This is a genomic window from Metabacillus mangrovi (genome assembly GCF_009711125.1).
Taxonomy (GTDB): domain Bacteria; phylum Bacillota; class Bacilli; order Bacillales; family Bacillaceae; genus Metabacillus_B; species Metabacillus_B mangrovi.
Genome location: NZ_WMIB01000004.1, coordinates 101,748 through 115,354 on the forward strand (window position 1 = coordinate 101,748; position 13,607 = coordinate 115,354).

Annotated in this window: 12 protein-coding genes; 5 read left to right on the top strand and 7 right to left on the bottom strand. The window is 45.1% G+C overall.

Features of this window, described 5'->3' with window-relative positions:
• Positions 1-27: 27 nt before the first annotated feature.
• Together GKZ89_RS06735 and fadH are read right to left on the bottom strand one after the other, a co-directional pair.
• On the bottom strand, positions 28-1,245 hold the full coding sequence (locus GKZ89_RS06735; protein WP_155111632.1) for an EAL-associated domain-containing protein: 1,218 nt from the start codon (positions 1,243-1,245) through the stop codon (positions 28-30).
• A gap of 131 nt (positions 1,246-1,376) precedes the next feature.
• Positions 1,377-2,141, bottom strand: coding sequence for a 2,4-dienoyl-CoA reductase (fadH, locus tag GKZ89_RS06740; protein ID WP_155111633.1), 765 nt, complete (start codon positions 2,139-2,141; stop codon positions 1,377-1,379).
• A 154-nt stretch (positions 2,142-2,295) separates the two neighbouring features.
• On the opposite strand from fadH, the gene GKZ89_RS06745 reads away from it, so the two are divergent.
• Positions 2,296-3,159 (top strand): metallophosphoesterase, encoded by an 864-nt coding sequence (locus GKZ89_RS06745; RefSeq protein ID WP_155111634.1) that lies wholly within the window; start codon positions 2,296-2,298, stop codon positions 3,157-3,159.
• 63 nt (positions 3,160-3,222) lie between these two features.
• Here GKZ89_RS06745 and GKZ89_RS06750 read toward each other — a convergent pair whose 3' ends face one another.
• Both GKZ89_RS06750 and GKZ89_RS06755 read right to left on the bottom strand, forming a co-directional pair.
• Positions 3,223-5,325 (bottom strand): RNA degradosome polyphosphate kinase, encoded by a 2,103-nt coding sequence (locus GKZ89_RS06750; RefSeq protein ID WP_155111635.1) that lies wholly within the window; start codon positions 5,323-5,325, stop codon positions 3,223-3,225.
• A gap of 115 nt (positions 5,326-5,440) precedes the next feature.
• Positions 5,441-6,973, bottom strand: coding sequence for a Ppx/GppA family phosphatase (locus tag GKZ89_RS06755; protein WP_155111636.1), 1,533 nt, complete (start codon positions 6,971-6,973; stop codon positions 5,441-5,443).
• 132 nt (positions 6,974-7,105) lie between these two features.
• Between GKZ89_RS06755 and GKZ89_RS06760 the strand changes: the two genes are divergently transcribed.
• The 4 genes from GKZ89_RS06760 to GKZ89_RS06775 all read left to right on the top strand — a co-directional run bounded on the left by GKZ89_RS06760 (position 7,106) and on the right by GKZ89_RS06775 (position 11,346).
• A complete protein-coding gene (locus GKZ89_RS06760; protein ID WP_155111637.1) occupies positions 7,106-7,600 on the top strand; it encodes a L,D-transpeptidase family protein in 495 nt (164 codons plus the stop codon).
• Between the two features lie 122 nt (positions 7,601-7,722).
• Positions 7,723-9,018, top strand: coding sequence for an MFS transporter (locus GKZ89_RS06765; RefSeq protein ID WP_155111638.1), 1,296 nt, complete (start codon positions 7,723-7,725; stop codon positions 9,016-9,018).
• Between the two features lie 264 nt (positions 9,019-9,282).
• Positions 9,283-10,791: an HD-GYP domain-containing protein gene (locus GKZ89_RS06770; protein WP_155111639.1), complete on the top strand. Its 1,509-nt coding sequence runs from the start codon at positions 9,283-9,285 to the stop codon at positions 10,789-10,791.
• Positions 10,792-10,881: 90 nt separating this feature from the next.
• Positions 10,882-11,346, top strand: a complete 465-nt coding sequence (locus GKZ89_RS06775) for a YkyB family protein (RefSeq protein WP_155111640.1) — start codon at positions 10,882-10,884, stop codon at positions 11,344-11,346.
• 64 nt (positions 11,347-11,410) lie between these two features.
• Here the strand turns inward: GKZ89_RS06775 and GKZ89_RS06780 are convergent, their stop codons facing one another.
• The 3 genes from GKZ89_RS06780 to GKZ89_RS06790 form a co-directional block, all read right to left on the bottom strand.
• Entirely contained in the window at positions 11,411-11,950 is a 540-nt protein-coding gene (locus tag GKZ89_RS06780; RefSeq protein ID WP_155111641.1) for an HD domain-containing protein, read from the bottom strand.
• A 30-nt stretch (positions 11,951-11,980) separates the two neighbouring features.
• Positions 11,981-12,883, bottom strand: coding sequence for a chemotaxis protein (locus GKZ89_RS06785; protein ID WP_155111642.1), 903 nt, complete (start codon positions 12,881-12,883; stop codon positions 11,981-11,983).
• Positions 12,884-12,955: 72 nt separating this feature from the next.
• Entirely contained in the window at positions 12,956-13,606 is a 651-nt protein-coding gene (locus GKZ89_RS06790; protein WP_155111643.1) for a glycoside hydrolase family 25 domain-containing protein, read from the bottom strand.
• Position 13,607 lies beyond the last annotated feature (1 nt).

Below are 13,607 nucleotides of genomic sequence, written 5' to 3' on the forward strand. Positions count from 1 at the left end.
TATTGTCAGCAATTCCCCTCTATTTATTCACAGCATCCCATTCTGTTCATATAAATACTGATAGGACAAGTCGATAAAAAGATAATGACCATCGGACAAAGGATAGGAATAAGTCCGAATCGTTTCTCCCGTTTCGATATCACTGTATAAATCACTGAAAAAGCCCCGTCTGCCAATCCTCATTTTCATCAGGTTTTCCAGAAAATACGGACGCCAGCTCCAGTTTTTGTGTTTGTATTGCTCCTGAATAACCCAGGAGTCCTTTTCCCTGTATACGTTCCCGGTTGTCTGAAATCCGTCAGCGTCACATATATAAATCCGGAAGCTGCAGTCAGTCAGCTCTTTAGCCAGACGTTCAACCAGCTCATCCTGCGTCCCGCACAGCTTAATCCACTTTTCTGCAAGGTGATGAATCCGCTTGTAAAACTGCTCAGAAAGCTCATAAAATGTCTCCAGCTTTCTTTTCTCATGCACGATGAATTGATGAAATTCACTTGAAAGCTTCTCTTTCTGAAGGTTTTTTTCAATGAAGCCCGGGGCCGATTTTGCAAGATAAAACCCTTGATAATACCGCCCGCTGTTTCTCCAGGCATATTGAAGCTGGAAATTCGCCTCTATGTCCTCAAAAAGGATGGCAGCTCCGATCTTTCTCGCCAGCAGGGAAATCGAATACAGCACATCATTATAAGCGGCTGTATCCGCACTCATTTTTAAAGGCTGAAGGCTGATTTTCAGAATGTCCGGCGACATCCTTCCGATCCTTCCCAGGTTGCTGCTTTCTCTGCCGATACCTGCGGCTGCAATTTTAATCCCATACGTTCTGTAATACAAAATCATATGCTGCAGACGCTCAAAATCGCCTGTAAAGCGGTGTTCTGTTATTTCTACCGCTATTCTTTTCAGATCGAGGCCTCTTTCCTTATAGTCAAGCAGCAGGCTGAGTAAACCTTCCCCCTGATCAAGCATCAATAAATCAGCGTCCCGGTTGATGAACAGCATAGGCTGCTGCTGTTCATTAAGGGCATATTCCAAGGCACTTTCTGTAATCCGCTCATCTATTTCAATTTTATATTCGTCAGGTACACTGCTGTCTTCAAAAAAAGGACCGAGGCTGATCACTTCTCCGTGATCATGGAATCTTCCCAGAACTTCATATCCGGCAATGACCTGTTCGTCGGCATTAAAAATGGGTTGAAAATATGGTACCACAGCTTCTTTGTTTGTAAGTATGTCCAGTGCATCCATTTCCCCGTCTCTCCCAACTCTTTGCGATTATGCATGATTATACCATAACCTACATGAAGAACCAGAAAGAGAAAAAGAAAAGAAACCCGGGAAAACCGGGTTTCTCTGCGGGACTGCAGCCTCAGCTCTTCTTAAAACGGATGCGGGTTAAGCCACTGTCCTCCATCCATCGTGATGCACTCTCCATTTATGTATGCAGCTTCATCCGACATCAGGAATGCCGCGACTCCTGCAATCTCCTCAGGGGTGCCTAAGCGTTTCAAAGGAACACTGTTTAAAGTTCTGGCAGCCGCCTCCTCGGACTGGAATAATTTATCCGCTCCGCCTGTCCGTTCAATCGGTCCTGGAGCAATGGCATTCACCCGGATTCCGTACCTGCTGCCCCATTCCACTGCAAGCGTCCTGGTCATCGCATGCACGCCTGCTTTTGCCGCTGCAGAATGGATGACCCCGGCACCTGCTCCCCATGCATAAGTAGCCAGCATGTTGATGATGCTGCCGTTTATTTTTTTATCGATCCAATAGTTCCCTACATTGGAGCTCATGTAAAAGGTTCCATTCAGGACGATATTGATCACAGAATTCCATCCGTTAACCGTCAGCTTCTCGGCAGGGCAGATAAAGTTCCCTGCAGCGTTATTGACGAGACCATCGATCCTTCCGAATCTCCGGTCAGCCTCCTGAACCAGCTCTGCAGCCTTCTCCGGTTCTCTGACATCCATAGCGAACGTCATAACCTGTCCGTCGCGCTTTTCAATTTCTCTTTTCGTTTCTTCCAGTTTTTCAGCGTTTCTTCCTGTGATAATGACAGCATGTCCATCCCTGGCAAACCTGCTGGCCATTGCTTTTCCCATCCCGCTTGAACCACCAGTGATGATCATCACTTTTTCTCCCATTGTTTCTCCCCCTTTAATGAATGAATAGTCATTCATATTTTAGCATAGTTCATTCTTGTTTTCGAACTATTTTTCAAGGTGCATCCATTCGAGCCTTTTCCACAAGAAGGACATGTTATAATGAGGCATTCCTTTAAAAGAATGGTAGGTTCCTATGAATAAAAAAATTCCGCGCCGCTCTTTTCTTAAAGGCTTCCTTTCTTTTGCCGCAGCCGGGTTTACCCTATCGGCGGGAGGATATGGATATGCGAGATTCCTTGAGCCCCGTCTTCTTGATATCCAGCCTTTAAACATAGTCTCCAAAAAGATCCAGCCTGCGTTTGACGGGTTGAAAATCGTACAGTTCAGTGATACTCATTTGAGCAAACACTACTCTTTAAACCAGCTGAAAAAAATAATAACAGCCATCAACGGGCATTCTCCCGACCTTGTTTTCTTTACTGGTGATTTAATCGATGATCCTTTGCATTATAAAGAAGGCAGACAGGTCATCCTGCACCTGAGCGGGATTAAAGCTGCTCTCGGAAAATATGCGGTATACGGCAATCATGATCACGGCGGGTATGGAACAGGGCTTTATCAGGAGATTATGGCTCAATCCGGTTTTCGTCTCTTAAAAAATGAGTCTGCCAGAGTCAGCCTCGTGGATGGCTCCTTTATTCACGTAGCCGGTCTGGACGATCTAATATTAGGCAGGCCTGATTACAAAAAAACAGCTGCAATGGGAAGCCGTTCCGAATTTACCATTCTTCTTGCACATGAACCGGATGCCTGGCTTGAGGCAAAAAAGTATGATTTTGATCTGCAGCTCTCAGGCCACAGCCACGGGGGACAAATACAGCTTCCTTTTTACGGACCACTGATCACGCCTCCATATGCGGATGTGTATACAGAGGGAATGTATACTTCTGGTGAGAAAAATCTCTACGTGAACAGGGGGCTTGGCACAACCAGGCTTCCCTTCCGGTTTCTATCCGTGCCGGAAATTACCGTGATTACTTTAATGAAGGGGAAGTAAGCGATAATCGAAAAAAACCCGGAACGCAGCTGCTATCCGGGTTTTCCTGTTTATCTGTCTGTCCTATTCTTCATCTTCCAGTACATTGTACGCCATGCCAAACAATACGAGCTGGCTGTCTACTTCAGGTTCTTGTTTATCTCTCTGAACATAATTATAGATTCCATCTTCATTTTGTTCCCTAGCTTTCATATTGTCCTCAAGCTGAACTGCCAGAATCCGGTTCAGACGCTTTTTAATGCACCCGTCAAAAATCGGGAACGCGATTTCAACCCTCTTCTCCATGTTTCTCGTCATCATATCTGCAGAGGAGAGGTATATTTTTTCTTCACCATTGTGATGGAAGTAATAAATGCGGCTGTGCTCCAGAAAACGCCCCACGATACTGCGGACACGAATGTTCTCGCTGACACCTTTGATCCCCGGGCGAAGACAGCAGATTCCGCGGACGATCAAATCGACTTTTACACCGGCATTGCTTGCTTCATAGAGCTTCATAATAATATCTTTATCTGTTAATGAGTTCATTTTTGCAAGAATCCGGCCGTTTCCGAACTTTTTCTGGAACCCGATTTCCTGATCCATCAGCTTAATAAAGTCGTTGCGGATGTCAAACGGCGCCACGGACAGATGGTGAAATTCCGGTTTCTCTGTGTATCCGCTTAAATAATTGAAAAAATTGGTAGCGTCAATTCCAAACTTGCGTTTCGACGTAATGATTCCCATATCTGTATAGATATTGGCCGTTTTCTCGTTGTAGTTGCCCGTGCCAAGATGAACGAAGCGTTCGATCCGGTTGTTTTTCTTGCGGACGACAAGGGTGATTTTGCTGTGGGTCTTAAGGTAGGTCATTCCGTATATTACGTGGCAGCCGGCCTTTTCAAGTTCTTTTGCCCATTGCACATTATTCTCTTCATCAAACCTTGCTTTCAATTCGACCAGGACGGTAACCTGTTTCCCGTTCTCAGCCGCCCTCTTCAATCCTTCGATAATAGGCGAACCGCCGCTTACCCGGTAGAGCGTCTGTTTAATCGCAAGAACATCAGGATCATCTGCTGCATCTGCCACAAAGTCCACAACCGGCTGAAAGGATTCATACGGGTGATGAAGGAATAAATCTCTTTCAGAGGCCTGATCAAAGAGGTACTCATCAGATGCCAAGTCTTTGGGAGGCTGCGGAATCAGCGTCTGGAATTCGAGATGATCATACTTTACCGAAAGCTCTTTCGTAAAGCTGAATAAAAACGTCAGGTCCAGTGGACCTTCGATTTCATAGACATCCTTTTCGTGAATTTCCAGTTCCTGCAGAAGGTAGTTTAACACTTGCTGGTCGTAGCCGTCTTTAATGATCTCAAGCCGGACGGCCGCCCCCCATTTACGCTTCTTCAGTTCCTTTTCAATTTCCTTCAGAAGGTCGCGTGCCCCCTCTTCATGAATCGTCATATCAGCATTTCTGGTAATGCGGAACTGGGTAACGGATTCAACTGCATACCCTTTAAAAAGCTTATAAATGAAATAGCCGATAATATCTTCGAGAAGGACATAATGATCCCTGCTGCCCTCAAGCCTGATAAACCGGTCGAGCACGGAGGGAACCTGAACGATTGCTGTCTTCTGTCTAAGCTCAGGCGGCGCATCCGGATCTTTCAGAACGATAGCCAGATTGAGGCTTTTGTTCAGCAGCATCGGAAAAGGCCGGTAGGCATCAACCGCCATAGGAGTCAGAACAGGAAATACCTGTTCTTCAAAATAGGTTTCCAGATGCTTCAGCTGAATGGCATCCAGGTCCTCCAATTTTAAAAATTTAATGGATTCCTCCATCAGCTCAGGAAGCAAATGCTTCGTGAATGTGCGGCTCTGCAAATCTACAAGCCGGTGATTGTATTCTGCTATTTCAGACAGCTGTCTTTTTGGTGTCATCCCCGCTTTATTCTCGGGTTTATTGAAGCCTGCCTTAACCTGATCTTTAAGCCCGGCTACCCTTACCATGAAAAATTCATCCAGATTGGAGCTGAAGATGGCCAGGAATTTGAGACGCTCAAGAAGCGGGTTTCTTATATCGATAGCTTCTTCAAGAACTCGTTCATTGAAAGCGAGCCAGCTAAGCTCGCGATTATTATAATAAGCAGGACTGCTTAAATCAGCAGGACTTTTTACGGTTGTCATATGTAAGATCGCCACCTTTCTAGTTGTTATCCTAGCAAAATTTTATGAAAAAGAAGTAAATGTATTGTAAAGAATTGCAATGTTAAAGAATCGCAATGTTCTTCTGGAGCTTGCTTCAGTCCGAATGGTGGAAGATGACTTCAACCGGCATTCTGAATAATTTTTCCACATGCTTTTTGTTCTTTTCGGTCTGATACGCTTCAGGCCCCCAGTCGGCACGGCAATCAGCATAAATCACAAGAGTACCGCCTTTGACCTCCATGTTCAGCGATTTGACGATGTCGCGCTTTGTGGAATTAAGGCTGTATACAAATTTTAAAACAGCCCCGGTCGTTCTGATCATCCGCTGCTCGTCTTTTGTAAACCATTCCTGGACAGGTTCAAGGTATTGCTTTAAAGCGGATTTCCCTACATAAGAAGCAACAAGTGCCGTCTTCAGCCGGTCCTTATGGTTCATGCCATCAATCGTCCGGTTTGCCAGCAGGTAAAACGTATGCCGGCTGCTCGACTCATGATCGATATACTGCCCGACATTAAAAACGAAAGCTCCTCTTTTTAAATCAATGAGTTCTTTGCCGGTATAAGAAACGAGCTGATTTTTTTCCAGCAGACGGACGAACTCAAGTGCAAGGTTCGTAACAGAAATCGCGTGATTCATATCGATCCGGAAATCCGAAGCCATTTCATAGAAGCTTTCTTCTACTACGTTTGGATAAGCACTGATTCCATATTCCCTGATCAGATCTTCATAAAAGATTCCGTCCCTCAGACCTTTTCTGCTCATAACAAAAGCATTTGTTTTCACTTCACTGCACAGGGCTTCAAATACGAGTGCTGCCGGAATGATCAGATCGGCGCGGTCTTTGGAAAGCCCGTCTGTTCTCTGCAGATCTTCAAATGTCTGCCCCTCCAGATATCCCAGAAGGCTGCTAATCTCTCCGAGTGTCATTTCATATTGATGGACTCCGGCAAACGGATATTCCTTTAAAGCCTGATTTACTTGGATAAGGTTCCGTGCACTGCCGCCTATTCCGATAACGGGCAGCTGCGCATCCTTCAGCCAGGCAAGCGATCCAAGCTCACTTTCAATATGGGCTGAAAGAGCAGCACGCTCATGTTCTTCCGGAAGATCGCCTTTTACAAATCCTTTTTTTAATGAGAGAGCTCCAAACGGAAAGCTGTGATATTCCTTCAATTCCCTGTCTCTGAACATGGTAATCTCCGTGCTTCCCCCTCCGATATCGATGGTAATTCCATCCGTAATAGAAGTGGAATTAATGACAGCGAGATATCCGTAATATGCTTCTTCATACTCTGACAGAAGCCTGATGCGGAAATCCGTTTCCCTTTCGGCGCGCAGCAGGATTTCATTTTTGTTTACTGCCTGTCTGACTGCTGCTGTTGCCACTGCACTGACAGTCTTTAGCTTATGATGCCTTGCTACTTCCTGAAAACTCTTCAGCGTTTGAATCATAAGAGCAATACCCTGTTCTTCAAGCACGTTTTCTTCATTTAAATAATTACGGAGCCTGGCAGCAGCCTTTACATTCTCAACTTCCTTCATCCTGCCGCTTGCATCCCGTTCATAGATGACCAGCCTGATTGTATTGGAACCTATATCGACAATTGCATATTTATCCTTATCCATATTCTATACACCCTTAACTATGTATGGTTTTTGAACCTTATTATACCATAACGGACTGCTTTCTCCTTCCTGATAAAAGGAAACAATTATTTGCATGTGCATAATTTGATGTTAGAGTTGAGGAGGGATAGAATGACGTACCAGGTTAAACCAGGTGAGACGCTCCGTTCTATTGCAAAGGATTTCAGAATAGCTCCGGAATTATTGGCGCAGGCGAACGGCCTAAGTGTAACCGCGGCGCTTCCTCCCGGAAAGACGATTACGATTCCAGGCCTTCCTGAACCTTCTTCCCTGCCCTACAGAGTGGCAGTTTCAAGAAGCAAAAGGAAACTTGGTCTCTACCGGAATGGTGTTCTTATCAAACAATACCCGATTGCAGTCGGACGTATTCTTTACGCCACACCAACAGGGAATTTTGTAATCGTGAACAGGCAGCCGAATCCAGGCGGACCCTATGGGAAGATGTGGCTGTCTCTCTCTAAGACAGGTTACGGAATCCACGGAACCAATAATCCTTCATCGATCGGCCAGGCGGTTTCAAAAGGATGTGTCAGAATGTTCAACAAAGATGTTCTCGAGCTATCCGCCATCATCCAAAACGGAACAGCCGTCTCTATTACTCCATAATGAAGGAAATGTAAAGACTAATGTTAGTAAAAAATTTACAAACATTCCATGTTAAAAGCGAAAGGATTCACTTATAATAACTAATGAATCAACCGGATTAAAAGGTGAATAGGAGCGTTATAATGGAGATTTTTAAAAATCCTAATTTCGTAAAGCTCTTTTTTGCAGCCCTTTCTTCGCAAATGGGAACTACGATCGGGAACATGGCTTTTGCTTTTTATATGCTTGAACACTTTAGCAGCCAGCCCTATTATGCGACGCTTGCAGAGCTTATGTATTCCCTGCCGACCCTGTTCGTCTTTTTTCTCGTAGGGGTTGTGGCAGACCGATTTGACAGAAAAAAAGTAGCTGAAAACTGTGACTGGATCCGGGCAGGATTAAGCGTCGTTCTTTTTGGAGCGCTCTTTCTCGATTCAATTCCGCTGATCTTTTTCATCCTGTTTTTGAGAAGCGCAGTGACTAAGTTCTTCTTCCCTGCTGAGAACAGTCTTGTACAGGGAATATTGAAAAAAGATCAGTATGCTAAAGCAGCAGGACTGAATCAAATCCTTTTCAGTCTCTTTATGGTATTTGGAGTCGGACTCGGCGCCATAGCTTATAAAACCATAGGAATCCATGGAGCAGTCGTGATCGACTTCATTAGTTTTGTAGTTTCAGCATTCCTGATCCGTTCCTGTAAAATTCCAAAAGGCGCACGGCTCCCTAACGGCAAGCTCGAATGGAAGGATATCAATTTTAAGACCTCTTACCGCGATTTCAGAGACGGCATCGTTTACATCATTCAAAACAAGCTCCTTGCCGTCATCATATTCGGATTTTTCGTATTCGGTTTTGTTAATGGGGGGTTTGCAATCCTTCCTATGTTTACAATGAAGTACAAGCTTTCACCTGAAAATTACGAATGGTACGCTTCTTTCTTCGCGGTCTCCCTGGGGATCGGGCTTCTTGCCGGAAGTGCGGCAGCCACTTTTATGGAGAAGAAAATCAAACCGCATTTAATGATGATCGTTCCGATTTTAGCGGCGTCCGCTCTGATCGTTCTCCTCGGGTTTACCGACCACATGTGGGTCTATCTGACAACTGTCTTTTTCATCGGCATCTGTCTCGGACCGATTAACATCGCTATCGGAGGCTGGATGCCCAAAATTGTAAATCCAAAGCTGATGGGAAGAGTCAGCGGGTGGATTGATCCGCTGATGATGACTGCTCAGTCTATAACCCTCGGTTTGATCGCTCTGATCTTCCCCAAGTTCATCGAGACCATTGACTACATTTATTATGCGATGGCGGTCGTGATCTTCCTGGTGTTCGTCTTTTATGCGCTAACACTGCCTAAGCTCAGCCAGCAGGCTTTAATGGAAGAAAAGAGAAACAACCTTACTGAAAAGCAAGTAAAAAAAGGAATGAAGACTGTCTAAACGGGCCCTTCACAAAAAAATATTCAGGAGAACGCCTTAAATGGCGTTCTCTTTTTTTGCATGAATAGTGAACATACGGCTGATGCCAGCAGGACCTTCTGTGTGTGCAATGCCGGTTCAAAGCCCCTCCACGAGCAGCAATCTGCATTCACAGGGACAAATATAATAGAATAAATGACCCATGGATTGAAATCCTAATGCTAAATCTTGTCGAATTTAGTATAATTAGAAATAAATGCTACTGCTTCCAAAGGTTGTGTATCGATGGAGATCTATTCTTCTTTTATAAAAACAATTATTAAAAACTATATTGCAGGCTCCCTGATTGCCGTATTCGGAGTGGGATCCGTTTTTATCTTTTCTACCCTGTCTGTGACGCCGGGAGAAGGACTGATCCTTCTTGCGATCATGCTGGGATCATTCGTCTGCATGGTTTCAGCCGATATTCTTTTTCTTAAGCACCAGCTTAAGAGAGTAAAAAGAGGGCTGCATCCGGATGCGGACTTGAACCTGCTCAAATCTGCTTTTCATGAAGTGCATAAATTTCCGATGAATACAATTATCCGCATTAATTTTCCGCACCTTCTTGGCTTCTCCCTGCCCGGCTTCTCGCTTGCAGCATACCTTTACAGCCTTGGAGTTTTCAGCTTTCCCGGCTATTACATTATCCTCGCTGTTGTCGGCTCTATTCTGATTGCCGGCATGCACAGTGTTATTGAGTATTTCATGGTGACAAAGTCGATCAAACCTCTTTTACAGGATTTGAGAAAAAGAGCGCTGATGCGCTATTACACGGATCTTGCTCAGGAATCAAAAGTTTATACTTCCATAAGAAGCAAGGTGCTGTTTACGGTCATCTATATCGGCATCTTCCCGCTGCTGCTCTTCAGTCTCGCTACCCAGGTCCACTTGAACGAAGCTTCCATCCAGCTGACTAAAGAGTACTGGAGCTGGGCGGCCATGGTTGTTCTAATATCCGTAGCTTTCTCATCCTATGTCTGTTTTTTGCTTCTCAAAGATATAGGGGAGCCGATCGCCAGTCTTGAAAAAGGGATGAGACTCGTAAAGAAAGGAAAATATGAGTACAGGAACGAAGTGTATTCAGACGAATTTTCCCGCCTGATTGCAGGCTATAACCAAATGCTTGAGGGATTGAAGGCGAAGGACCGCATCAACAGTCTTCTAACAGAAAGTTTATTCAGGACGCTTGCCATGACACTTGATGCAAAAGACCTTTATACAGCAGGGCATTCTGTACGAGTGGCAGAATATGCGTTTATTATTGGCGAGCGATCGGGTATGAATAAAGAAGAACTTGATTTGCTGAAGAAAACGGCTCTCCTGCACGATATCGGCAAAATTGGAATCAGAGACAGTATTTTACTGAAAGACGGGAAACTGACAGCTGAAGAATTTGAAGAAATCAAGCGTCATCCTGTCATCGGCGCAAACATACTGGGCAATGTAGAACCAGCATCAGCTATGGCACCGCTTATTCCCGGGGTAAAGTACCATCATGAAAGATATGACGGATTTGGATACCCTGAAGGGCTGAAAGGGCATGAAATCCCCAAATTCGGAAGAATACTTGCCGTTGCAGATGCATACGATGCTATGACTTCAGACCGTCCATACCGGAAAGGAATGCCGGTGGGCAAAGCACTTTCTATTATCCGTGAAGGAAAAGGAACGCAGTGGGATCCGGTCTATGCCGAGGTGTTTCTGCAGCACATGGAGTCACAGGGCTATCTGGGTGAGGAAGTAGGTTCATGACTTGAGACCATATTGCAATTTTGTTTCGGTTCCGTATAATTGTATTAAACCAGCCAATTCATGATTGGCGGATGAAGGAGAATAGGTAAAATGGACAGACAGAAAGAGCAGCCGCTGCACATGAATACAGAGAATCTGGCAAAAGCGGTATACACTGTAAATAAACATGCTAAAACAGCACCAAACCCGAAATATCTCTATTATTTAAAGAAAAAAGCCCTTCTCAAGCTGATCACCGAGGGCAAAGCAGAAAAAAAAGGCCTTCACTTTTCCCAAAACCCCAAATACAGTAAACAGCAGTCTGATGTATTAGTTTGTGCAGGCTCCTATTACTTTCACATGCCTCCAGCAAAAGAGGATTTTCATCAGCTTCCTCACCTTGGTTCATTGAATCAGTCCTACCGCAATCCAAAATCCCACCTATCATTAAGTAAAGCAAAAGAACTTCTGCAAGCTTACACCGGGATCAAAGAAGAGCAGCCGTCAAAGAGGCCGGTGGCACACTCCCGTACATATGTGAAGCCGGTCTTTAAGAAGCTAGGAGAAAATTATTAACAGAAAACCCCGGGAATGCCTGATCCCCGGGGTTTTCCTTATTTAATGGCGGAATTTCTCAAAATCAGCTGAATACTCTGTGATACAGGCGCTCCAGCGTAAAAAAGTAAGTCGGGACCTCTGAGGGCTCAAGGTTTTTAAACAGCTCTTTTACGACTTCTCCATAGTACCAGGACTGCTCCTCTTTCCCTCTTTTGAAATGCGTCCATAGAGCCTCGCCATGCTTTGCATATTCCTGCTCGATGCTCTGAAGGTTGTCCAGCTTGTCAGCGGCCAGCAGCATTTTTTCTTCGAGTGAGGCTGCTCCTGCATGGGAGATTGTCGCCTGCTTCCGCTCCTCCCAGGAACCGGATTTATCTTCTGTGTTGAAGGCTACGAGCTTCGCTACCCCGGCTCCAAATCTCTCTTCCAGATCCTCAAGGCTTGTATCCGTATCTTCAACCGTATCATGAAGATAACCTGCTGCGATCAGCTCCTCGGATGCTCCCGCTTTCAAAAGGATGGTTGCTGTGTTCTCTGCATGCTGAAAATAAGGGGTTCCCGAGAGCTTCCGCACCTGTCCGCGGTGGGCGGATTCAGCAAACCGTTTCGCTTCTGCAATCAATTCGCCGCATCCTTTCTGCTTTTTTTCTAACTATAGAATAAACCGGTCAATCAATGCAACCAATTCTCCGATTTCAGGTTTGCTTACCTGGCCAGCAGCTCCTACCTTCTCTCCCTTATGCAGCAGATCGTTCGTAATGAGGGAAGAGAAGATAATGACAGGAAGCTCTTGCAGACGGCTGTCCTCCTTTATTCGCTTTGTCAGGTGATGCCCGTCCATCTGAGGCATCTCGATGTCTGTTATAAGCAGCTGGAACGCTTCACGGATGGGACCCTTTTCGGCCTCGTTTTCAAGAAACTGAAGGGCTTCTTTGCCGTTCTCAAAAAATTCGGCCTCTGCAAACCCTGCCTCCTCAAGGGTTTCTTTTAAAAGCTTACGAAGGAGTGGTGAATCTTCAGCAACAGCAATTCTTTTGGATGAGCGCTCCCGTTTCCCGAGCCTTCTTACTCTGTCCATTGTAAGACCGGAAGAAGGATCGATATCCATAACGATTTTTTCAAAATCGAGCATCATCAGCATATGGCCATTTAACTGGATTACACCTGTTACATGAGATTCAAACCCTTGATACATGGATGAAGGCTTCTCGATCAGCTCCCACGAAACACGGTGGATCTGGGTTACCCCGTGAACGTGGAAAATCAGCTTCTGCTTATTAAATTCCGTTACGATAAATTTGTCGGCAGAGGTTAGCGCCCGTTCAGCAAGACCGAGAGCTTTTGCGGTATGAATGACCGGCAGAACCTCTCCGCGAAGTTCAATGATGCCTGTTACATAGGGGTGGGAATGCGGAACGGCTGTTACCGGAACCGGCTGAATAATTTCTTTTACTTTAATGACATTGATTCCGAAATGGTTTTCCCCAATGAGAAACTCAACCAGTTCCAGCTCATTTGTTCCGCTGTCCAGCAAAATGCCTTTGTTTGAATCCATACAGTATTCCTCCATTGTGCAATATACCATTTATATCGGCTGAAAAACCCGGCTCATAAAGCAGATGCCGGGTTAATATAAAAATTTCAGCATTTTATCCTCTGCCAGGTTCATGTTTATGGAACATTGTTTCGCTTCCCTGCCGTATTGCCAAACCCAAGTGTTTCCTTTGCACAGGGTCGTTGCAGGATTATAGTCGGGTGCTTCGTATGCTTTCCCCGTCCCTGCTTCCGGCCTCGAACTCCAGAGGATGCTTTGAGCCGCAATTTTGCTGTTTTTACCGGCGGCCTTGCAATATGCATCCCCAAAATCACCTTTAAGGGGATCATGGTAAAAGCCGGGCCGGTAACCGGATTCAAGCAGCATTTCCGCCCATGCTGCAATCCATTCCCCCTCGACTGTAAAAAAATGCTCGATGTTGGCGAAAATAGCAGTACCTTCAGGGATTTCAAGTCTCTTGGCATGAAATACAGCATTTCGGACAGCAATGGTTCCCTTTTCATAGGAGACGGCCTGATCGAAAACGGTGCATATAGGCATAACCTTTATATTTCTGCTGTGAAGAAAACTGATTTCCAGTTTGGAAAGACCCCTGGACACCCCGGGTACATCCGCTAAATATCGCCCCCAGAATTTAGGGGAACCATAATATTTTTTCACACAATTATACAGGTCCTGATCTGCTTTCCTGGCTGAATCGATTCCCCATAATTTGCGTCCCATA